We start from the raw sequence: 21,927 nt of genomic DNA on the forward strand, positions 1-21,927 counted from the left end.
TTGGGGTTGGCTCAAGACTGAATGTCGATCCGCGCTAGTCGGCGGCCTTGGCCGCCTTGGGCCAGGCGCTGACCTCCTTGTCGCCGCGCATCACCTGCACGTGGTCGATCCGGGCCGTGACGAAGCACTGCTGGTCCTTGACCCAGGTCGGCGTATTGCCAGTGATTTCCTTGAAGGTCACCGCGCCCCGCCAGCCGCCGCAGAACACCTGGGGCTTCTGGCCCAGGTCGGTGATCTCGCCCTCGACCACCAGGGTCAGGTCGCGGGCGAAGCGCTCGGCGTGGTCGCGGCGACCGCGCGCCTGGCTGACCTCCAGCGGGGCCATGCCGGCCGGCAGGGCCGAGGGACCGTTCTCTTCGTAGGGTACGGCCAGGCCGAAGCTGGTGGCCTTGCTCGAGTCCGCCAGGTCGAAGTTCTGATTCGGTGGCGGCGCGCGGAGCGGTACGCCGCCCGGGGAGCCCATCCGTGCGCGGGGCATCAGCAAAGAGACCGGCCGTCCAGACGCATCGAGCGCCTGGCCGCGCGCGACGTCGACGTTGAAGAAGAACGACTGCAGCGGCGGCAGCGCCGCCAGGCCGCTTTCCTTGAAAGCCCCGAAGTTGCGATCGGTGATCTCGCCGAGCCCCACCGAGGTGACCAGCGTCTGCTTGCGACGGTCATACAGCCAGCGGCCCGACTGCTTGAAGATGCCGTACTTGCGCGGCTTCTCCTCGACGAAGCGGGTGACTAGCCGGAAGCGCTGGCCGGTGAGGGGGCGAGCGCCGGGATTGGCGGCCGCCTCGGTCATGGCCTGGCGCAGGCTATCCTGATCCAGCGGCGGCGTGTCGGCGGCCAGCAGGGCGGCGGCGAGAAGCAATCCGGACATTGAGCGCTCCTGTGTACTCAATCATAGCGCGCGCAAACCAGTGATCTGTCAACCTCTGGCGGACATAAAGATATCTTTATGCGTTAATTGCTCGATAGGGCTCGGGGTTGTATAGACTGCGCCCAAGACCCTCCCTTCCACGACCCGACGCAGGAGCCGCACGTGGCCGACTACATCGTCAAGGACATCTCGCTCGCCGACTACGGCCGCAAGGAACTGGCTATCGCCGAGACCGAAATGCCGGGCCTGATGGCCACGCGCGCCGAGTACGGTCCGCAGCAGATCCTGAAGGGCGCCCGCATCGCCGGCAGCCTGCACATGACCATCCAGACCGGCGTGCTGATCGAGACGCTGACGGCCCTGGGCGCCGAAGTCCGCTGGGCCTCGTGCAACATCTTCTCGACCCAGGACCACGCCGCGGCCGCCATCGCCGCCTCGGGCGTGCCGGTGTTCGCCTTCAAGGGCGAGAACCTGGTCGAGTACTGGGAATACGCCCACAAGATCTTCGAGTGGCACGACGGCGGCTACCCGAACCTGATCCTGGACGACGGCGGCGACGCCACCCTGCTCTGCGTGCTGGGCCCCAAGGCCGAGAAGGATCCGTCGATCCTGAACAACCCGCAGAACGAGGAAGAAGAAGCTCTGTTCGCGGTGATGAAGAAGTACCTGGCCGAAAAGCCGGGCTTCTACTCGGCGATCCGCGCGGCCATCGGCGGCGTGTCGGAAGAGACCACCACGGGCGTGCACCGCCTGTACCAGATGGCCGCCAAGGGCGAGCTGCCGTTCCCGGCCATCAACGTCAATGACAGCGTCACCAAGTCGAAGTTCGACAACCTGTACGGCTGCCGTGAATCGCTGGTCGACGCGATCCGTCGCGGCACCGACGTCATGCTGTCGGGCAAGGTCGCGGTGGTCTGCGGCTACGGCGACGTGGGCAAGGGCTCGGCCGCCTCGCTGCGCCAGGGCGGCGCCCGCGTGATCGTCACCGAAATCGACCCGATCTGCGCCCTGCAGGCGGCCATGGAAGGCTACGAAGTCCAGACCCTGGCCGACGTCGCCGACAAGGCCGACATCTTCGTCACCGCGACGGGCAACAAGGACGTCATCACGGTTGAAGACATGCGCCGGATGAAGAACAACGCCATCGTCTGCAACATCGGGCACTTCGACTCGGAAATTCAGATCGCCGGCCTGCGCAACTTCAAGTGGGACGAGATCAAGCCGCAGGTCCACCACGTGGAATTCCCGGACGGCAAGAAGATCATCGTCCTGTCGGAAGGCCGCCTGGTGAACCTGGGCAACGCCACGGGCCACCCCTCGTTCGTGATGTCGGCCTCGTTCACCAACCAGACGCTCGCCCAGATCGAGCTCTGGACGAACAAGGACGCCTACAAGAACGACGTCTACACCCTGCCCAAGCACCTGGATGAGAAGGTCGCCTTCCTCCACCTGGAGAAGCTGGGCGCCAAGCTCTCGGTCCTGCGCAAGGACCAGGCCGACTACATCGGCGTGCCGGAAAAGGGCCCGTTCAAGCCAGACCACTACCGCTACTAAGCGACGGGTCGACGTCGCTATAAATTACGACGTTTCCGCTACGGAAATTGTCTGATTTTCCAAGGGGAAAGGCCTGCCAGCGATGGCGGGCCTTTTCTTTTCGTCTCTTGGGCGAACACGCCCTATTCAAGTCCGCAATGCTCGGCTAATCGCATTGGCATGCCGCTAGCCTTGATCCTTTCCAGCCACGTCGCCGGCAGCCAGGTGGGCGCGACGGCGCAGGCCACCGCCCTGGCGCAGTTCCGCATCGACTCGATGGTGGTGCCGACCGTGCTGTACGGCCGCCATCCCGGCTGGGGCATCCCCGGCGGCGCGCCCGTGCCGATCGAGGTGTTCGAAGGCATGCTGGACGGCATCGAGGCCAACGGCCTGTTCGGCCTGGTGGACCTGGTCATCACCGGCTACTTCGCCACCGCCGCCCAGGCGCGCGCCGCCGCGCGGGTGATCGACGCCGTGCGTGAAGCGCCTCGCCCCAACGGCGCGGCGACCCGCCGGCCGATCGTGGTGGTCGATCCGACCATGGGCGACGCCGGCAAGGGCCTGTACATCCCCACCGAGACCGCCGACGAGATCATCGCCGACCTGATCCCGCGCGCCGACGTGGTGGCCTGCAACTGCTGGGAGCTGCAGAAGCTGACCGGCACGGACGCCCGCGATCCGGTGTCGGCCATGAAGGCCGCCCGGCTGCTGGGCAAGACGACCCTGGTCTCCTCGGTCCAGCGCGGGGCCGAGATCGGCGCCGTGCTCGCTGATCACAAGGAGGCCTGGCTGGCCGCCCACGCCAAGACCGAGCGCGCGCCCAACGGTACCGGCGACCTGCTGACCGCCCTCTACGCCGCCTCGATCCTGGAGGGGCAGACCTTCTCGTACGGCCTGGCTCGCGCCGTCGGCGGGGTGGCCGAGACCATCACCGCCGCCAACATCTGGAACGCGCCGGAGCTGCCGATCGTCGCCATGGGCGCGCGGATCAAGCAGACCTCGCCGACGGTCCGCATCGAGCGCTTGGCATGACCGTAGACATCACCGGGGTCTGCCCCAACCGCTTCGCCCGCGTCCGCGAGGTCTTCGAAGCCAATTTCGACAACAATGGCGAGCTGGGCGCGCGTTTCGCCTTCGCCATCGACGGCGAGATCGTCGTCGACCTGATGGGCGGCTATGCCGACCGCAAGCGCGAGATTCCGTTCGGCCCCGACACCCTGACCGCCCTGTTCTCGACCACCAAGGCCGTGGCGGCCCTGCTGGTCGCGCGCCTGGTCGACGAAGGCCGCCTGGCCTACGACCAGCCCGTCGCCGACGTCTGGCCGGAGTTCGCCCAGAACGGCAAGGGCGAGGTCACGGTCGAGCAGGCCCTGTCGCACCAGGCCGGCCTGTCAGGCTTCCCGGACGAGACCGATCCGGCCCTGTGGTTCGACTGGGACGCCACCTGCGCGAAACTCGCGGCGATGGCCCCGCTGTTTCCGATCGGCTCGGCCAGCGGCTACCACCCCGTCACCTACGGCTATATCGCCGGCGAGATCTTCCGCCGCGTGGACGGCCGGACCATGGGCACGGCGCTGCGCGAGGACATCTGCCAGCCGCTGGATCTGGATATCTGGATCGGCCTGCCCGACAGCGAGCACGGTCGCGTCGCCGACCTGATGCGCCCGACCGCCATGCCGCAGTTCGGCGAGATCAACCCCGCCCTGACCGCCGCCTTCCTGAAGCCCTGGTCGTCGCCGGGCGGCAAGAGCGCGGCCGAGTGGCGGCGGGCCGAAATCCCCTCGGCCAACGGCCACGCCACCGCCCCGGCCCTGGCTCGCCTGATGGGCGCCCTGGCCAGCGGCGGCAGCCTGGACGGCCGCTCGCTGATCACGCCCGCCGGGATCAAGGCCGCCAGCGCCGAGCGCATCCGCGGCCGCGACCTTGTCCTGCCGTACGAGATCAGCTGGGGCGCGGGTTTCATGCGCAATGAGCCTAACATGTTCTACGGCCCGACGGCCGAGGCGTTCGGCCATTCGGGATGGGGCGGCTCGTGCGCCTTCGCCGACCCGACGCGCGGCGTCTCCGGGGCCTATGTGATGAACAAGCAGGGCGCCGCCCTGATCGGCGACCCGCGCGCGGTGACGCTGATCCAAGCGGCCTACGCCTCGCTGTGATCCGCGCCGCGCTCGCCTTTCTGGTCCTGGCGGGCGCCGCCCACGCTGAAGAGCGCGACTTCTGCGCCGATCGGCCCGGCAAGGGCTCGCCGCCCTGCGTCATGGACAAGGGCCGCTTCCAGGCCGAGCTCGGCGGTGTCGACGCGGCCTTCACGCGCGGCGGCGGGGTTTCGGTCGACGATGTCTCGTATGGTGGGCTGGAGTTGCGGCTGGGCCTGACCTCCACGCTTGAAGGCCAGCTCAGCTGGACCGCCCACGAGCGCGTGCGGACCAAGGATCACGGCGTCGTCGACACCGTCTCGGGCGCCGGCGACCTGGGCGCGGCCTTGCGGTGGTCGCTGAAGAACCCGGCCGGTGACGGCCTGTCGGTCGCCGTCCAGCCCTATGTCACCGCCCCGACTGGTTCGCGCGGGATCGGCAGCGATGTCTGGCAGGGCGGGGTTATGCTTCCAGTGTCGACCCCGCTGACCGGCGACTGGTCGCTGAACCTGTCGCCGCAGGTCGAGGCGCGGGAGAACGCCTCGGGCGCGGGGCGCCATGCGGGCTATGCCCTGGCCGGCGGCGTCGGCCGCGCGGTGGGGCCGGTGAACCTGGGCGCGGAGCTGTGGGTCGATCGCGACGACGACCCGACAGGCCATGTCACCCAGGCCAGCTTCGACCTGACCGCCGCCTGGACGCCCAAGACGCTGAAGGACATCCAGCTGGACGCCTCGGCCTATGTCGGCCTCAACCGCCAGACTCCGGACCTTGAGCTGGTCGTGGGTCTGGCCCACCGCTTCTGATCGTCGCGGCGCCGACCAGGCCGGCCACGATCGCCGCCGCCGCGCTGATGCCCATCACCCAGGGATAGCCGCCGCCGCCCGGCGCGAAATAGACGAGGCCCAGCACCGCCACGGCCAGCAGGCCGGCGATGCGGGCGACGGCGTTGTTGATGCCCGAGGCGACGCCGGAGTGGCTGGACGGCACGGCCGCCATCACCGTGCTGGTCAGGGGCGCGACGCTGATGGTCATGCCGAGCGCCAGCACCAGCAGCCCCGGCAGGACGCCGGTCCAGAAGCCGCTGGCGATCCACGGCAGGCCCAGCAGGGCAAAGCCCACGCCGGCCGTGATCGGTCCGACCGTCAGCATGGCCCGCGCCCCGACCTTGTTGGCCGCGCGGCCGGCGAGCCCTGACAGCGTCCCCATCACCGCCGACAGCGGCAGCAAGGTCGCGCCCGCCTCGGCCGCCTTGTAGCCGTGCCTGGCGATCAGCTCGTAGGGCAGGAAGAACATCGCGCCGGTCAGGCCGAAATAGAGGGCCAGGGTCAGCAGGTTGGCGCCGCTGAAGGTCGGCGAACGGTAGAGCGACAGCGGCATCATCGGATGCGCCTCACGGCCTTGCAGCACGACGAAGCCGACGAGGATCGCGGCGCCGGCGACGATGGCGCTCCAGACGGCGGGGCTGGTCCAGCCGCGCTCGCCGGCCGCCGTCAGGCCCCAGGTCAGGGCGCCCAGGCCGGCGGCCGCCAGGATCGCGCCGCGCCAGTCCAGGTGCTGGACGTCCGGATCACGGCTTTCCGGCACGGCCTTCAGAGTCAGCCAGACGGTGGCGGCGGCGATCGGCAGGTTGATCAGGAAGAGGGCGCGCCACGACACCGCGTCGACCAGCCAGCCGCCCAACACCGGTCCCAGCGCGGCGGTCACCGCCCCAAACCCGGCCCAGGCCCCGATCATCGGTCCACGCCGCTCTTCGTCGAAGGCCGCGCCCAGGATGGCCAGGCTGGCCGGCACGACCAGGGCGGCGGCGACGCCTTGCAGGGCGCGGGCGGCGATCAGCCAGGCGATGGTTGGTGCGAGGGCGCAGGCTAGCGAGGCGAGGGCGAACAGGCTCACGCCGACCACGAACACCTTGCGCCGACCCCAGCGATCGCCGGCCGAGCCGCCGATCAGGACCAGCGACCCGAGCAACAGCAGGTAGGCGTTGACGATCCACTGGATCTCTTCCGGGCGCGCGGAAAGCGCCTGGCGGATCGTCGGCAGGGCGACGTTGACGACCGAGCCGTCGATGAAGGCCAGGCTGGAGCCCAGCACGGTCGCGGCCAGGATCAGCCGGCCGCGACCTGTGGAGATGGTTTCGTCCATGGCGTCGACCATGGACCGGGCGTCAGGCTGGCGCCAGGGCTCGCGTCTTCTTCCAGGCCCCATAGGCGAAGGTCGCCACGCCCAGCCAGATGAACACAAACGACAGCGCCCGCAGCGGGGTGAAGGGCTCACCGAAGACCACGCCCAGGGCGAACTGCAAGGTGGGCGCGATGAACTGCAGGAAACCGACGGCGCTGAGCGGCAGGCGACGGGCCGACCAGGCGAACAGCGCCAATGGCGCGACCGTGGCCGGACCCGCCAGGGCCAGCAGGGCCGTGACACCCGCGCCACCGCCGAAGTGACCTTGGCCGCTCAATTGCAGGAACCAGACATAGGCCAGGCCCGGCAGCGCCAGATAGGCGCACTCGATGAAGAGCCCCGTCTGGGCGTCGGCCTTCACCTGCTTGCGCAGGATGGCGTAGGCGCAGAAGGTCAGGGCCAGACCCAGAGAGACGATTGGCAGATGGCCCAGGGCGATGGTCTGGATGGCGACGCCGACGGCGGCGAAGCCGATGGCGATCTTGCCCTCGGTTGTCAGGCGCTCGCGGAAGAGCAGGGCGCCAGCGGCCATGTTCATCAGCGGGTTGATGTAATAGCCCAGGCTGGCCTCGATCACGTGGCCGGCGTTCACCGCGAAGACGTAGATCGTCCAGTTGCTGAAGATCGCCGCTGTCGACAGCAGCAGTATCCCCAAGGTCTTGGGCTGGCGCAGCACCGCCGCGACCTGACCGCCCTGCTTGGCGATCAGGACGAGGCCCCCGGCCCACAGCACCGACCACAGCGAGCGGTGGGCGATCATCTCCCAGGACGAGACGCCCAGGTTCGACAGCAGGTGGAAATACAGCGGCAGGAAGCCCCACAGCACGTAGCAGCCGACGCCGGCGGCATAGGCGGCGCGGCTTTCCGTGGAGGGGCTGGAGCTAGGCGGCATGGCTCGGAGCGTTTCCCAGACGGGAGGATCACTGTCCGCCCGAAACTTGCGAAGCTTTCCCTAAACCCGATCTTCCCGGCGAAAGCCGGGACCCAGATCTCAAAGCGCTTGGGCTGATTGGAAGGGCGCTGAGCTCATAGCGTCAGCCCCAGCGCCCTTCCATCTGGGCCCCGGCTTTCGCCGGGGATACGGATATGAGTTAGGCCACGGCCTTGGACTTGATCAGGCCCTTGTCGTGCAGCAGCTGGGCGATCTGCACGGCGTTGAGCGCCGCGCCCTTGCGGAGGTTGTCGGCCACGCACCAGAGCGCGATGCCGTTGTCGACGGTCGGGTCGGTGCGGATGCGCGAGACATAGACCGGGAACTCGCCGGCGCTTTCCTTCGGCGTCATGTAGCCGCCGTCCTCGCGCTTATCGATCACTTCCACGCCGTCGGCGTCGCGCAGGATCTCGCGGACGTCTTCCTCGTCCAGCGGGGTCTCGAACTCGATGTTCACGGATTCAGCGTGGCCGACCATGACCGGCACGCGCACGGCGGTGGCGGTCAGCTTGATCGCCGGATCCAAGATCTTCTTGGTCTCGGCCATCATCTTCCACTCTTCCTTCGTGTAGCCGTCTTCCATGAACACATCGATGTGCGGGATGACGTTGAAGGCGATCTGCTTGGTGAACTTCTTGGGCGGCGGGGCGCCCAGGACGAAGACGCCCTTGGTCTGGTCCCACAGCTCGTCCATGCCCTCTTTGCCGGCGCCCGACACCGACTGATAGGTCGAGACGACGACGCGCTTGATCTTGGCTTCTGCGTGCAGCGGGGCCAGCACCACCACCAGCTGCGCGGTCGAGCAGTTGGGGTTGGCGATGATGTTCTTGGGCAGCTTGTCGACGGCGTTCGGGTTCACTTCCGGCACCACCAGCGGCACGTCCGGGTCCATCCGGAAGTGGCTGGAGTTGTCGATGACGATCGGACCGGCCGCGCCGATCTTCTCGCCCCAGGCGGCCGAGATCGAGCCGCCCGCGCTCATCAGCACGATGTCGACGGTCGAGAAGTCGAACTGCTCCAGGTCCTCGCAGTGCAGGATCTGGTTGCCGAACGAGACTTCCACGCCGATGGATTTGCGGCTGGCGATGGCGTGCATCTTGTCCACGGGGAATTTGACTTCCTCGAGGATGTTGAACATCTCGCGGCCCACATTGCCCGTGGCGCCGACCACGGCGACCCGGTAACCCATCGCGCTCTCCTGAAACTGTCGTCCGCGCACCCCGCGGAGCGTGGTTCCCGTACGCCTCATGCCAGGCGCGCGCAAGGCGAGGAAAGCTGGCGTGGCCTTTAGGGCTTGGCTGGGGGCGCGGGCGGCGAGGCGTCGCTGAGGGTGAAGCTCATCGGCACGGTGATGCGCAGGCCGTCGACCGTGTCGCCTTCCTTGGTCCAGGGGTTCATGCGCATGACCGCGGCGGCCTTGATCGCGGCGGCGGCGAAGTCGAGGCCGGCCGGCGCCTCGCGGGCGGCCTGACAGTCGGTCAGTTCGCCCGTGGCGGTGACGGTGCAGGTCACCGCGCCCTCGCCGGAGCGCACGCCGGCCTTGACCGCCGCCTCGGGATAGACCGCGACCATGGCTTCGGGACCCAGGGTGCGAACCCAGCGCGGCTTGGTCAGTCGGCGCGCGTCGGGCGTGGCCGGATCGCGGAAGCGGAACGGCACGTCGATCTTCACGCGCTTGACCGCCTTGGCGTCCTCGGGCGCGAAGGTCAGGTGGAAGTCTTTGGCCAGGACCTTGGCGGCCTTGCCGAAGCCCTTGCCGCGCGGCAACTCGGAGATGACCTCGCAGTCGTCCAGCCCGCCGGTCTTGTCCAGCCCGCAGCGCAGGGCGGCCTGGCCCGAGGCGAGGCCGGCGGCCTCCTTGGGCCAGGCGGCGTCGACCGCCGCCTGGGTCGGGACGCGGGTCCACGGCGGGTCCAGCACGATCGAGGTGCTGCCCAGCAGCATGGACGGATTGGGCGCGCCCCAGTTGATCGGGATCGTCACCTTGCCGCCGGTCACGACCTGGCCGCCGCGGATCTTGGGCGTCATCAGGAACTGCGGGGCCAGCTGCAGGCCGGCCAGGCCGAAGTCGTAGCCCGCCGGCGACTCGCTGCGCACGAAGCAGTTCTGCAGGAAGCCCTCGACGGTAACCTGGCACTGGATCGTGGCCTTGCCGCCGATCCCGTCCTCGATGGCCTTCTTGGGAAAGACGTTGGCGATCTGGGCGCCGGTCGGCTTGCGCAGCCAGTCGGGATTGGCGTCGCCGGGAGCCAGGAACTCGAAGCTGGTCCGTACGGGTCGCCCGACCACCGAGGCTCCGGCGTCGTCCGTCGTCTTGATCCGCTCATAGCCGACCACCGACAGCGCCGCCTGGCCAAAGCCCTGCCCGGCGGGATCCTCCTTGGCGATCTTGCAGTCGACCAGCTTGCCGCCCTGCGCCGCGACGCAATCCAGCGACGCCTTGCCAGTCACTTTCGCGCCCTTGGGGAAGGCGGCCTTCAGCTTGTCCTTGGGCGCGCGCACCTGGAAACGCGGTTTCCAGCCCTCGGTCTTGACCGGATCATCGTCGTCGTCATCGGCCCAGGCGGCATGGACGCAGAGGACGGAAAGGCCGGCGACAAGCAGCGTCGGCAGGAGCTTACGCGACACGGTGAAACCCTGAGCAGCGGTCGGCGCGCGACCCCTTCGACGCTCGACCTTAAGTCGAGCATATGTCAGCCATTCGAGCCTCGCCAGAGGGTTTCCGACACGCCCGGCGCCCCCTATGTTGCCGGCCATGACCGACGTCGCCGCGCCCCCGCTTCCGAACGCTTCCGAACTGACCCAGGACGGCCCCGCCGTCCGGCTCTTCCTGGTCGATGGCTCGGCCTATCTGTTCCGCGCCTATCACGCGCTGCCGCCGCTGACCCGCAAGAGCGACGGCCTGCCGGTGGGCGCCGTCCAGGGCTTCTGCAACATGCTGTGGAAGCTGATGCGTGACATGCAGGGCGACACGCCCACGCACCTGGCGGTGATCTGGGACCACTCGGAGAAGACGTTCCGCAACAGCCTGTACGACCAGTACAAGGCCCACCGTCCGCCGCCGCCGGAAGACCTGATCCCGCAGTTCCCGCTGGTGCGCGAGGCGACCCTGGCGTTTGGCGTGCCGGCCATCGAGCTGCCGGGCTACGAGGCCGACGACCTGATCGCCGCCTATGCCTGCAAGGCCCGCGAGGTCGGCGGCGAGGCGATCATCGTCTCGTCCGACAAGGACCTGATGCAGCTGGTCGGCGACGGCGTCTCGATGTTCGACCCGATGAAGGGCCTGCGCATCGAGCGCGAGCAGGTGTTCGAGAAGTTCGGCGTCTATCCCGACAAGGTCGTGGACGTCCAAGCCCTGTGCGGCGACAGCGTCGACAACGTCCCCGGCGCGCCCGGCATCGGCATCAAGACCGCCGCCCAGCTGATCACCGAATATGGCGACCTCGACACGCTGCTGGAGCGGGCGGGCGAGATCAAGCAGCCCAAGCGCCGCGAGACCCTGATCAACTTCGCCGACCAGATCCGCCTGTCGCGGGCCCTGGTGAAGCTGGATTGCGACACCCCGCTGCCCCAGCCGCTGGACGAGCTGAAGGTGCGCGAGCCCGACAAGGAAGTGCTGGCCGCCTTCCTCGAGCAGATGGAGTTCCGCACCCTGGCCCGCCGGGTCGGCGACGGCTCGGCCGCGGCGACGCCCGGCACGCTGGATCGCGCCCCGGCTGCCCAACCCAAGGCGCCGGTCACTACCGTCTCGTACATGGGCGCGGCCGCCCGCGCCGCCGCCAATCCGGTGGCTGAGCCTGTCACGATCGATCACGCGTCCTATGTCTGCGTCCGCGACCTCGACACCCTGAAGGCCTGGGTCGCCAAGGCCACGGCCAAGGGCGTGGTGGCGTTCGACACCGAGACCGACGCGCTGGGCTCGGCCACCGCCGGCCTGTGCGGCGTCTCGCTAGCCGTGGCGGCGGGCGAGGCCTGCTACATCCCGCTGAGCCACTGCGAGAAGGCCGACGGCCTGGCCTTCGAGGCTCCGGCCGACATCGAGCAGATCCCGCTGGCCGACGTAATCGCCACGCTCAAGCCGCTGCTGGAAGACCCTTCGGTGCTGAAGGTGGCCCAGAACGCCAAGTACGACATCGCGGTGCTGTCGCGGTTCGGGATCCAGGTGGCCCCGATCGACGACACCATGCTGATCTCCTACGTCTTGGAGGCCGGCCTGCACGGCCACGGCATGGACGAGCTGTCGGAGCTGTGGCTGGGCCACAAGCCGATCCCGTTCAAGCAGGTGTGCGGCACGGGCAAGGGCCAGATCAGCTTCAAGCACGTGGCCTTGCCCGAAGCGACCGCCTACGCCGCCGAGGACGCCGACGTCACCCTGCGCCTGTGGGAGATCCTCAAACCCCGCCTGGCGCGCGAGGGCCTGGCGACCGTCTACGAGACGCTCGAACGCCCGCTGCCGACCGTGCTGGCGCAAATGGAGAACAACGGCGTCCGCGTCGATCCCGAGGCGCTGCGCCTGCTCTCCAACGAGTTCTCGCTGCGCATGGCCAAGTTCGAGGAGCGCGCCCAGGAGCTGGTCGGGCGTCCGTTCAACCTGGGCAGCCCCAAGCAGATCGGCGACGTGCTGTTTGGCGAGATGAACATGAAGGGCGGCAAGAAGACCGCCACCGGCCAGTGGTCGACCGACAGTGATGTGCTGGAAAGCCTCGCTTTGGAGCACGAGCTGCCGCGCGTCCTGCTGGACTGGCGCCAGCTGTCGAAGCTGAAGGGCACCTATACCGAGAACCTAATCGCGGCCATCGCCGAGAGCACCGGGCGGGTGCACACCTCCTACGCCCTGGCCGCGACGACGACGGGCCGCCTGTCCTCGTCCGATCCCAACCTGCAGAACATCCCCGTGCGCACCGAGGAAGGCCGCAAGATCCGCAAGGCCTTCGTGGCCGCGCCGGGCAATGTGCTGATCAGCGCCGACTACAGCCAGATCGAGCTGCGCCTGCTGGCCCATATCGGCGACATCCCGCAGCTGAAGAAGGCCTTCCAGGAAGGCCTGGACATCCACGCCATGACGGCCTCGGAGATGTTCGACACGCCGATCGAGGGCATGGACCCGATGATCCGCCGCCGGGCCAAGGCCATCAATTTCGGCATCGTCTACGGCATCAGCGCCTTCGGCCTGGCCAACCAGCTGGGCATCGGCCAGGGCGAGGCGGGGGCCTATATCAAGACCTATTTCGAGCGCTTCCCGGGCATCCAGGCCTATATGGACGCGACCAAGGCCTTCGTGCGCGAGCACGGCTATGTCACGACGATCTTCGGTCGGAAGATCAACATCCCCGACATCGAGGCCAAGTCCGCCGCCCATCGCCAGTTCGCCGAGCGCGCGGCCATCAACGCCCCGATCCAGGGCGCGGCCGCCGACGTCATGCGCCGGGCGATGGCCCGCATGCCCGCCGCGCTGGAAGCCGCCGGCCTTGAGGCCAGGATGCTGCTGCAGGTGCACGACGAACTGGTCTTCGAGGCTCCGGCCGCCGAAGCCGACCGCGCCTGCGAGGTGATCAAGGCGGTGATGGAGAAGGCTTCCGAGCCGGCCGTCGCCCTGTCGATCCCGCTGACCGTCGAGGCCCGCGCCGCCGCCAACTGGGACGAGGCGCACTAAGGGATTGATCAGTATTCGGAGCGTGTGTCGGCCCGCGCCGGCCGCGCCCCGTTCGCGCGCAGGTATTGATCGAACGCCTGCAACTTGTACGCAAGTCCTTGGATTTGTGACGGATTCTCGAAGGATCCTGCGACGTTCCGCCACAGTACAGTTAACAGCCCAGCAACCTTGTAGACCTCAAAGATGGCGGTGTGTTCGGTTGCACGGAGCCCAGGGGGCTAGCCTGGTCCTGACCGAACCTCGCGAGAACCTTGGAGGCTGCGGTGAATTTCGGCAATTTCAGGATCCCCACGAAGCTGCTGGTCGTGTTCGGCGTGCTGCTGGCGACCATCGCGACGATGGGCGTGGCGTTGTTCATCAACTCCAAGGTCCTGGAGCACTCGGTCGCCCGCACCGATCGCGCCTACAAGGTGATGCAGGCGGCCGACACGGCCACCTTCCGCCTGACCCGCCAGGAAAACTCGCTGCGCGGCTACCTGCTCTCGGGCGACGACTATTACGTCAAGCGCATCGAGACCGTGCACAAGGTCAAGTTCTTCGGCGCCCTGGACAAGCTGGACCAGCTGGAAGCCGACAAGGCCCAGGTGCAGGCGATCCGCGACGCCTATGCCGGCTATCGCAAGGAAGCCATCGACCCGGCCCTGAAGCTGGGCGCCGATCCGGCCACCCGTCCGCAGGCCGTCGAGCTGGTGCGTAACGACGGCGTCGCCGACAAGGCCGTGGTGCCGGTCGAGGACGCCCTGGAAGCCATCCAGACCTGGGCCCAGGCCCAGATCGACGCCGAGGCCCTGGCCCAGAAGAAGGCCCAGGCGCTGTCGAACCTGGTGCTGACCGCCGGCATCCTGCTGAGCGCCGCCATCGCGCTGGGCGGTGGTCTGCTGCTGTCGACCTCGATCGCCAAGCCGGTCGCCGCCATGACCGCCGCCATGCGCCGCCTGGCCTCGGGCGACAACGCCATCGAGGTTCCGGCCACCGATCGCCAAGACGAAGTCGGCCAGATGGCCGCCGCCGTGATCCACTTCAAGGAAGCCGCGATCGCCAAGATCCGCGTCGAACAGGACGCCGAGAAGACCCGCACCGCCGCCGAGCGCGACCGCGCCGCCAATGACGACGAGCGCCGCGCCGCCGAGGCCGAGCAGGCCGAGGTGGTCGAGGCCCTGGCCTCGGGCCTGTCGCGCCTGGCCGGCGGGGACCTGACCGCCCGCATCGACGCGCCGTTCGCCGGCCGCTACCAGCAGCTGCGCGAGGACTTCAACGAAGCCGTCGCCAAGCTGCAGGACGCCATGAAGGCCATCGTCGCGGCCACCGGTGGCGTCAATGCCGGCTCGGACGAGATCGCCGAAGCCTCCAACAACCTGTCGCGCCGCACCGAGCAGCAGGCCGCCGCCCTGGAAGAGACCGCCGCCGCCCTGGACGAGATCACCGCCACGGTCCGCAAGACCGCGTCGGGCGCCAAGGAAGCCTCGCAGGTCGTGGCCGCCGCCCGCTCGGACGCCGAGCGCTCGGGCCGCATCGTCGGCCAGGCCGTCTCGGCAATGACCGAGATCGAGACCTCGTCCAGCCAGGTTAGCCAGATCATCGGCGTGATCGACGAAATCGCCTTCCAGACCAACCTGCTGGCTCTGAACGCCGGCGTCGAGGCCGCCCGCGCCGGTGAAGCCGGCCGTGGTTTTGCGGTCGTCGCCCAGGAAGTCCGGGCCCTGGCCCAGCGCTCGGCCGACGCGGCCAAGGAGATCAAGCAGCTGATCTCGACCTCGACCTCGCAGGTCGAGGCCGGCGTGGACCTGGTCGGCCAGACCGGCGAGGCGCTGAACCGCATCGTCGAGCAGGTCGCCTCGATCGACGCCCTGATGCAGGAGATCTCGGCCTCGACCACCGAACAGGCCACCGGCCTGAACGAGGTCAATACCGCCGTGAACCAGATGGATCAGGTCGTCCAGCAGAACGCCGCGATGGTGGAAGAGGCCACGGCCGCGACCCACTCGCTGAAGAACGAAGCCGGTTCGCTGGCCAGCATGGTGTCGCGCTTCAAGGTCGGCGCCGAAAACGCCGCCGTCGCGCCGGCCTCGCGTCCCGGTCAGCGCCCGGCCACGCCGGTCGTCAACCGCGCCAAGCCGGCGGCTCGCCCCGCGCCGGTGTCGCGTGGCAACACCGCCGTGGCGGTCAGCGAGGACTGGGAAGAGTTCTGATCGCCTAGCCGCGATCGTCGAGACTTGAAGGGCTCTCCGGGAAACCGGAGGGCCCTTTGCCTATCAGCCCTTGTTCAGGGCGATCGTCTCGAACGACGACTTGGTCGTCTGCGGCTGATGGCTCGCGCCAGGGGTCGGCAACGCCAGGCCGATGGCGGCGGCGATGAGGAGGGCGACGGCGAAGAAGGCCTTGCTGGCCATGGTCCTATCTCTGGTCTGCGTTTCTAAGGCGACGATCGCGGACGCTGACGCAGGCACAGATGGCCCTGCTCGCGCCGGGTTCAAGGCTTCGTCGACCAGCGTTCGCGTAAGTGCGACGAAAGCGTCCTGATCCGACAAGAAAGGCCGGAAACCGCCTTTGCGGTTCCCGGCCTTATTTCGGGGTCGAAATGGAACTTTCTACGCTGTCATCCCGGCCGCAGCGGAGCGGAGAGCCGGGATCGCGGAAAGCTCGGTGCTCCCTGCGGTCCCGGGTCTTCGCCCGGGATGACAGTTGTGGGCTAGAAGATCTCGAAGAGACCCGCCGCGCCCATCCCACCGCCGATGCACATGGTCACCACACCCAGCTTGGCCTTGCGGCGCTTGCCTTCCAGCAAGAGGTGGCCGGCGCAGCGGGCGCCGGTCATGCCAAAGGGGTGGCCGATGGCGATCGAGCCGCCGTTGACGTTGTACTTCTCCGGATCGATGCCCAGCTTGTCGCGGCTGTAGAGGCACTGGCTGGCGAAGGCCTCGTTCAGCTCCCACAGGTCGATGTCGTCGACCTTCAGGCCGTGGCGTTCCAGCAGGCGCGGCACGGCGAAGACCGGGCCGATGCCCATCTCGTCGGGCTCGCAGCCGGCGATGGCGAAGCCCTTGAACAGGCCCAGCGGCTCGAGATTGCGCTTGGCCGCTTCCTTGGCTTCCATGATCACCACGGCGGCCGCGCCGTCCGACAGCTGGCTGGCGTTGCCGGCGGTGACGAAATTGCCCGGGCCCTTGACCGGCTCCAGCTTGGCCAGCCCTTCCAGCGTGGTGTCGGGACGATTGCACTCGTCCTTGCTGACGACATAGTCGACCAGGCTCTCTTCCTTGGTCTCCTTGTTGACCACCTTCATCTTGGTGGCCATCGGCACGATCTCGTCGTCGAACAGGCCGGCGGCCTGGGCGGCGGCGATGCGCTGCTGGCTGCGCAGGGCGTATTCGTCCTGGTACTCGCGGCTGACATTGTAGCGCTTGGCGACGATGTCGGCGGTGTCGATCATCGCCATCCACAGGGCCGGATGGGTCTTGAGCAGCTTCTCTTCGGTGATGTGGTAGCGGTTCATGTGGCCGCTGGCGTTGACCAGCGAGATCGACTCCACGCCGCCGCCGACCGCGACGGGCGCGCCGTCGTTGCGGACATAGTTGGCGGCCGTGGCGATCGCCTGCAGGCCCGACGAGCAGAAGCGGTTGACCGTCTGGCCCGAGGTGGTCACCGGCAGGCCGGCCCACATCGCCGCGTTGCGGGCGACGTTCATGCCGGTGGCGCCTTCGGGGCCGCCGCAGCCCAGGACGACATCCTCGACTTCCGCGCCTTCCAGGCCGGCGCGCGACACGGCGTGCTGGATGGCGTGGCCGGCCATGGCCGCGCCGTGGGTGTTGTTGAAGCCGCCGCGAACGGACTTGGCCAGGCCCGTGCGGGCGTAAGAGACGATGACCGCTTCGCGCATTGAGGCGCACTCCCCGTTAAAACATTAGTTTGAATTGCCGCCACCCTAGACCGGCTTTTCGCGGTGCGAAAGATCACGTGCGCGTCAACGTCATGCAGTCCCTGTTCGGACCCACTTTTCATACGTCGATTTCGAAAGCTTCGGACACCGGTGTCTAAAACACTGATTTCTCGGCCTTTCGTTTCGCGTTGACTTTCCCCGATTCCAGGATGAACGCTGCGATTGTGTCGTGAGCTCGACCTCGCGACGCCAAAAAATGCCGTACGGGAGGTAAGAATGACCAAAGCTACATCGCGCCGTCAGGCGCGTCGCGCGCTGCTGGGCGCCAGCGCGCTCTCTACACTGCTGTTGCTGCCAGGTCTGGCCGCCGCTCAGCAGGACACCGCCGTCGAGGAGATCATCGTCACCGCCACCAAGCGCGACGCGACGATCCAGGACATCCCCTTCTCGATCAACGCCCAGACGGAAAAGGACATCCAGCGCTCGGGCGCCGTCACCCTGGAAGACCTGTCGCGCAACGTGGCCGGCCTGACGATCCAGAACCTGGGCCCGGGCCAGAGCCAGGTCTCGGTGCGCGGGGTCTCGGCCGGCCAGGTCGTCCGCGACCAGCCGGGCGTCAAGGAGCAGGTCGGGGTCTATCTCGACGAGTCCGTGATCTCGCTGTCGCTGTTCACGCCCGACATCGACCTCTTTGACCTGAACCGCGTCGAGACCCTGCGCGGTCCGCAGGGCACGCTGTTCGGCTCGGGTTCGGTCGGCGGCACGATCCGCTACATCACCAACCAGCCCAAGCTGGGCGTGAAGGAAGGGACCTTCGAGGCCAACGCCAACCTGGTGGGCGGCGACGACTTCGGCGGCCACGTGAAGGGCGCGGTCAACATCCCGATCTCCGACAAGGTCGCCATGCGCGCGGTCGGCTACCTGACCCGCTACGGCGGCTTCATCGACGCCCGTAAGGAAGGCGGCAAGGTTGAGAAGAACGTCAATGACGGCACGCGTCGCGGCGGCCGGGTGTCGTTCTATGTCGAGCCGAACGAGACCTTCAACTTCACCCCCCGCATCGTCTACCAGGAGATCCGGGCCCACGGCTTCAACCGCCAGGAATCGTTCAACCTCTTCGCCAATCCCAACACCACGACGCGGCCCAAGATCGCCCTGGGTGAGCGTGAACAGTACCTGCTGCTGGACGAAAGCTTCGCCGACGACACGATGCTGGCGGACCTGACCGCCAACCTCAATCTGGGCGGCGCGACCCTGACCTCGGTCACCAGCTATATCGACCGCAACATCACCGTGAACCGCGACGCCAGCGCGCTGTCGGGCAGCGTCTCGGTCGATCTGGGCTTCCCGGCCGCGGCGGTGACCCTGCCGTCCAAGCTGGTCGACACCACCGATCTCGAGCAATTCACCCAGGAACTGCGCCTGGCCTCGACCGGCGAGGGGCCGTTCCAGTGGGTGGTCGGCGGCTTCTATTCCAAGGTCGACCGCGTCTATGAGCAGACCCTGCCGACCCCCGGCTACGACGCCTATACCGACGCCGTGCTGGGCGCCGGCACCTCGGCGGCGGTGCGCAACGGCTTCGCGGCCAACTCACCCTACAACGCCTACCTGCCCTACAACATCAAACAGAAGGCGGTGTTCGGGGAGGTGAACTACACCCTGGGCAAGCTGACCGCGACGGCGGGCGGGCGCTACTACGACTTCAGCGAAACCCGGCAGTTCAAGTCCGGCGGCCTGTTCGCCAACGGCGACAACCGCACCGACAAGACCTCGTCGGACGGCTTCACCCCGCGCTTCCTGCTGAGCTACGAGGCGACCGACCGCGTCACCTTCAACGCCCAGGCTTCGAAGGGCTTCCGCCTGGGCGGCGTCAACGACCCGCTGAACCTGCCGCTGTGCTCGGCCCAGGACCGGGCGATCTTCGGCGGCTACCAGAAGTATGACGACGAGACGCTGTGGAACTACGAGGGCGGCGTGAAGTCGCGCTTCGGCGGCGTCACCTTCAACGGCGCGGTGTTCTACACCGACATCAAGAACCTGCAGACCACCCTGGACGCCGGTTCGTGCAGCTCGCGCGTGGTGTTCAACGTGGCCAAGGCCCACACCAAGGGCGTCGAGGGCGAGCTGACCGCGCGCCTGGCCCCGGGGTTGGACATCGGCCTGTCGGGCAGCCTGCTGGAAGCCGAGTTCGACACCACGGTGAAGGACGGCACGGGCGCGGTGATCGGCGGCATCCGCGAGGGCAACCGCCTGCCGTCGGTGCCCAAGTTCCAGGTCTCGTTCGACGTCACCTACAGCCGCGAGGTGTGGGATGGCGCGAACGGCTATCTGAAGGCTTCGGTCCAGCACGTCGGCAGCCGCTACACCCAGGCCAGCGACCAGGAGAACAACCCGCGCTCGTTCGTCTCGGGCCTGCCGTTCGGCGGGGCGACGGGGACCGTGCCGACGGTCGTGAACCTGCAGCTGCCCAGCTATGAGATCGTCAATCTCAGCGCCGGGGTCGAGATGACGGACGGCGTGGACATCACCCTCTACGTCAACAACCTGTTCGACGAGAACGCCCTGCTGTCCTTCGACCGCGAACGCGGCGGCCGGGCGCGCCTGGGCTATTCGGTGGGCCAGCCGCGCACTGCGGGCGTGACGATCCGCAAGTCGTTCTAATGGGTGAGGGGCGGTCGCTTTGGCGGCCGCCCCGCATCACGCCGGGACCTTACGCTCCCGCCTCCGCCAGAGGATCCGCATGGCGGTGGACCAGTTTCCAGCCGCCGTCCTCGCGGCGGAACAGTTCGGTGATCCGCAGGTGCATTTCGACCGGCTCGGGCTTGCCGGCCATGCGCACCTTGGCGTGCTGCAGCCCGGTCCAGTAGGCGAGGTCGCCGACGCTGTCGCTGTGCAGGATCTCCAGCCGCGTCTCGCCGCCCTCGCAGAAGACCTCGGCGTCGCGGGCATAGATGTTGGCCACCCACTCGGCGCCTTCCTCGTGCCCGCCGCGCGGTGGGAAGAAGCTGGCCGGGCAAGCGGTGGCGGCCATCACGCCCAGCGGTCCGGCATGTCCGTTCACATAGGCCTCGGCGGCCTGGCGGCGGATCTCGAGAAAGGCGTCGAAGTCGGACATGGCGGCTCTCCTGATGGTCATTCAGGCCTGATGGTCATTCAGGAAAGCGTTTTGAGACGGTCTAGGTTTCCCGAAAGTGCTACCGCTTGGGCAGGATCGTCAGGCCGTCGGGCAGTTCGTTGCGGTCGTCGCCGCGCGGGGGGACGTGGGCGGCCAGGATCGCGCCGGTGCGGGTGACGGCGGCGACGAAGCCGTCGGCGATCTTGCCTTGCTTGAGGCCGCCGACCAGGTCGGCCACCACCTCGTCCCAGACCGTGTCGGGCGCGGCCTTGTAGATGCCCTCGTCGGCGATGACCTCGACCCGGTGCTCGGCTAGGGCGGCGAAGATCAGCACGCCGGTGCGGTCACGGGTGACGTGCAGGCCGTGGCCCAGGAACTGCTCCATGGCCGCGCGGCGCACGCGGGCGGTCTTCAGCGAACCGGGGGTGAGGGCGCGGCGCACCGGCGGGATCGATACGACCAGGGCCGCGATCACGAACACCACCAGCTGCAGGGCGATATAGGTCGACAGCGCCGACAGGATCGCGCCGTCCAGGGCCGCCTGGTGGCCGATGCTCCAGCCGCCGAACAGCCGGGTCAGCATCTCGGGCCGGAAGCCGGCGAACAGCGCGGCGGCCGGCAAGACGAGCGCCGTGGCGGCGGCCCACACCAGCGGGGTCTCGCGATAGTCCGACACCTCGGGCGCCAGGACGCAGAAGATCTCGCCGGCGGTTGTCTTTTCCGCCTCGGCGACCGCGCCGGCGATGCGGTCGAGGTCCTGCGGGGTCATGCGTGTCGCCATCTCACCAGCTCCCCGAACTGCCGCCGCCGCCGAACGATCCGCCGCCGCCGGAGAAGCCGCCTCCGCCGCCGCCCCAGCCGCTGCCGCCGCCTCCGCTCCAGCCGCCTCCGCCGCGCCCGCTGTTGTTCAGCGCGCTGAGGATGATCCAGGGCAGGGCCGAGGAGAGGCCGCTGCGGCCGCGCCGGCCTCGGAACAGGCTCGAGAACACGAAGATGATGAACAGGAAGACCAGCAGCCCGACGATCGGCGAGCCCTGGGCCTTGTGCTTGGCGGGCTGGCTGGCCTGCGCGATGCGGGCCTTGGCCTGGTCGGCGGGCAGGCTCAGCTGCTCGACCAGGGCGTTGGTCCCCGCGACGATGCCGCCTTCCATGTCGCCATCGCGAAACTTCGGCAGGATGGCGCTCTGGATGATGACGCTGGACAGGGCGTCGGTCAGGACGGGCTCCAGCCCATAGCCGACCTCGATCCGCACCTTCCGCTCGTTGGGCGCGACCAGCAGGATGACGCCCGTGTTCTTGTCCTTTTCGCCGATGCCCCAGGTCCGGCCCAGCTGGTAGCCGTAGTCCTCGATCGGATAGCCCTGCAGGCTGGGGACCGTGGCCACGACCAGCTGGCGGCCGGTCGTGGTCTCGAGGTTCTCCAGCTTGGCCGACAGATCGCGCTCGGCGTCCGGCGACAGGATCCCGGCCCCGTCGACCACGCGGCCGGTCAGGGCCGGGAAGGTCGGCGCGGCGAGGGCGGGGAGGGCAAGGGTCAAGGCTAAGACCAAAGCCACCCAAAACCCGCTCATCCCCGCGAAAGCGGGGACCCAAGCGGCGTTGGCGGCTGTAGCGCCACGCGAAACCGTCATGCTCGG

17 protein-coding genes are annotated in these 21,927 nt (G+C 68.2%); 7 read left to right on the plus strand and 10 right to left on the minus strand.

What is annotated here, in order from left to right:
• Positions 1–34: 34 nt before the first annotated feature.
• The gene (locus J7528_RS12830) at positions 35–865 is read right to left on the minus strand and encodes a hypothetical protein (protein WP_291874806.1); all 831 of its coding nucleotides are present in this window, start codon (positions 863–865) and stop codon (positions 35–37) included.
• Positions 866–1,027: 162 nt separating this feature from the next.
• On the opposite strand from J7528_RS12830, the gene ahcY reads away from it, so the two are divergent.
• The 4 genes from ahcY to J7528_RS12850 all read left to right on the plus strand — a co-directional run bounded on the left by ahcY (position 1,028) and on the right by J7528_RS12850 (position 5,336).
• Positions 1,028–2,419 carry an adenosylhomocysteinase gene (ahcY, locus tag J7528_RS12835; RefSeq protein WP_291874807.1) on the plus strand — a complete coding sequence of 464 codons (1,392 nt, stop codon included), beginning with the start codon at positions 1,028–1,030 and terminating at the stop codon, positions 2,417–2,419.
• Positions 2,420–2,578: 159 nt separating this feature from the next.
• Positions 2,579–3,430: a bifunctional hydroxymethylpyrimidine kinase/phosphomethylpyrimidine kinase gene (locus J7528_RS12840; RefSeq protein ID WP_291874808.1), complete on the plus strand. Its 852-nt coding sequence runs from the start codon at positions 2,579–2,581 to the stop codon at positions 3,428–3,430.
• Positions 3,427–4,554, plus strand: a complete 1,128-nt coding sequence (locus tag J7528_RS12845; protein WP_291874810.1) for a serine hydrolase domain-containing protein — start codon at positions 3,427–3,429, stop codon at positions 4,552–4,554. Before J7528_RS12840 ends, J7528_RS12845 begins: the two co-directional genes overlap by 4 nt.
• Positions 4,551–5,336, plus strand: a complete 786-nt coding sequence (locus J7528_RS12850) for a transporter (RefSeq protein WP_291874813.1) — start codon at positions 4,551–4,553, stop codon at positions 5,334–5,336. The genes J7528_RS12845 and J7528_RS12850 overlap by 4 nt, the downstream gene beginning before the upstream one ends.
• On the opposite strand, the gene J7528_RS12855 is transcribed toward J7528_RS12850, so the two are convergent.
• The 4 genes from J7528_RS12855 to J7528_RS12870 form a co-directional block, all read right to left on the minus strand.
• Positions 5,281–6,687 (minus strand): MFS transporter, encoded by a 1,407-nt coding sequence (locus J7528_RS12855; protein ID WP_291874815.1) that lies wholly within the window; start codon positions 6,685–6,687, stop codon positions 5,281–5,283. The two genes, J7528_RS12850 and J7528_RS12855, sit on opposite strands and share 56 nt — an antisense overlap.
• Before the next feature lie 10 nt (positions 6,688–6,697).
• The gene (gene rarD, locus J7528_RS12860) at positions 6,698–7,606 is read right to left on the minus strand and encodes an EamA family transporter RarD (protein WP_291874817.1); all 909 of its coding nucleotides are present in this window, start codon (positions 7,604–7,606) and stop codon (positions 6,698–6,700) included.
• Between the two features lie 199 nt (positions 7,607–7,805).
• Positions 7,806–8,834: an aspartate-semialdehyde dehydrogenase gene (locus J7528_RS12865; protein WP_291874819.1), complete on the minus strand. Its 1,029-nt coding sequence runs from the start codon at positions 8,832–8,834 to the stop codon at positions 7,806–7,808.
• A gap of 98 nt (positions 8,835–8,932) precedes the next feature.
• On the minus strand, positions 8,933–10,273 hold the full coding sequence (locus tag J7528_RS12870) for a TonB family protein (protein WP_291874821.1): 1,341 nt from the start codon (positions 10,271–10,273) through the stop codon (positions 8,933–8,935).
• Positions 10,274–10,400: 127 nt separating this feature from the next.
• Between J7528_RS12870 and polA the strand changes: the two genes are divergently transcribed.
• Together polA and J7528_RS12880 are read left to right on the plus strand one after the other, a co-directional pair.
• A complete protein-coding gene (gene polA, locus J7528_RS12875) occupies positions 10,401–13,298 on the plus strand; it encodes a DNA polymerase I (RefSeq protein ID WP_291874823.1) in 2,898 nt (965 codons plus the stop codon).
• A 263-nt stretch (positions 13,299–13,561) separates the two neighbouring features.
• Complete coding sequence (locus tag J7528_RS12880) at positions 13,562–15,487, plus strand: methyl-accepting chemotaxis protein (RefSeq protein WP_291874826.1); 1,926 nt, start codon at positions 13,562–13,564, stop codon at positions 15,485–15,487.
• A gap of 63 nt (positions 15,488–15,550) precedes the next feature.
• Here J7528_RS12880 and J7528_RS12885 read toward each other — a convergent pair whose 3' ends face one another.
• A complete protein-coding gene (locus tag J7528_RS12885; protein WP_291874830.1) occupies positions 15,551–15,688 on the minus strand; it encodes a hypothetical protein in 138 nt (45 codons plus the stop codon).
• A gap of 299 nt (positions 15,689–15,987) precedes the next feature.
• Positions 15,988–17,175 carry an acetyl-CoA C-acyltransferase gene (locus J7528_RS12890; protein WP_291874832.1) on the minus strand — a complete coding sequence of 396 codons (1,188 nt, stop codon included), beginning with the start codon at positions 17,173–17,175 and terminating at the stop codon, positions 15,988–15,990.
• Between the two features lie 276 nt (positions 17,176–17,451).
• On the opposite strand from J7528_RS12890, the gene J7528_RS12895 reads away from it, so the two are divergent.
• The gene (locus J7528_RS12895) at positions 17,452–19,836 is read left to right on the plus strand and encodes a TonB-dependent receptor (RefSeq protein ID WP_291874833.1); all 2,385 of its coding nucleotides are present in this window, start codon (positions 17,452–17,454) and stop codon (positions 19,834–19,836) included.
• Between the two features lie 49 nt (positions 19,837–19,885).
• On the opposite strand, the gene J7528_RS12900 is transcribed toward J7528_RS12895, so the two are convergent.
• The 3 genes from J7528_RS12900 to J7528_RS12910 all read right to left on the minus strand — a co-directional run bounded on the left by J7528_RS12900 (position 19,886) and on the right by J7528_RS12910 (position 21,861).
• On the minus strand, positions 19,886–20,290 hold the full coding sequence (locus J7528_RS12900; protein WP_291874835.1) for a nuclear transport factor 2 family protein: 405 nt from the start codon (positions 20,288–20,290) through the stop codon (positions 19,886–19,888).
• A gap of 79 nt (positions 20,291–20,369) precedes the next feature.
• Positions 20,370–21,071 carry a TPM domain-containing protein gene (locus J7528_RS12905; RefSeq protein ID WP_291874837.1) on the minus strand — a complete coding sequence of 234 codons (702 nt, stop codon included), beginning with the start codon at positions 21,069–21,071 and terminating at the stop codon, positions 20,370–20,372.
• A 1-nt stretch (position 21,072) separates the two neighbouring features.
• The gene (locus J7528_RS12910; protein ID WP_291874929.1) at positions 21,073–21,861 is read right to left on the minus strand and encodes a TPM domain-containing protein; all 789 of its coding nucleotides are present in this window, start codon (positions 21,859–21,861) and stop codon (positions 21,073–21,075) included.
• Between the last annotated feature and the right edge of the window lie 66 nt (positions 21,862–21,927).

Origin of the sequence: Caulobacter sp. (genome assembly GCF_017744445.1) — a bacterium.
In the GTDB taxonomy this organism is placed as follows: Bacteria; Pseudomonadota; Alphaproteobacteria; order Caulobacterales; family Caulobacteraceae; genus Caulobacter.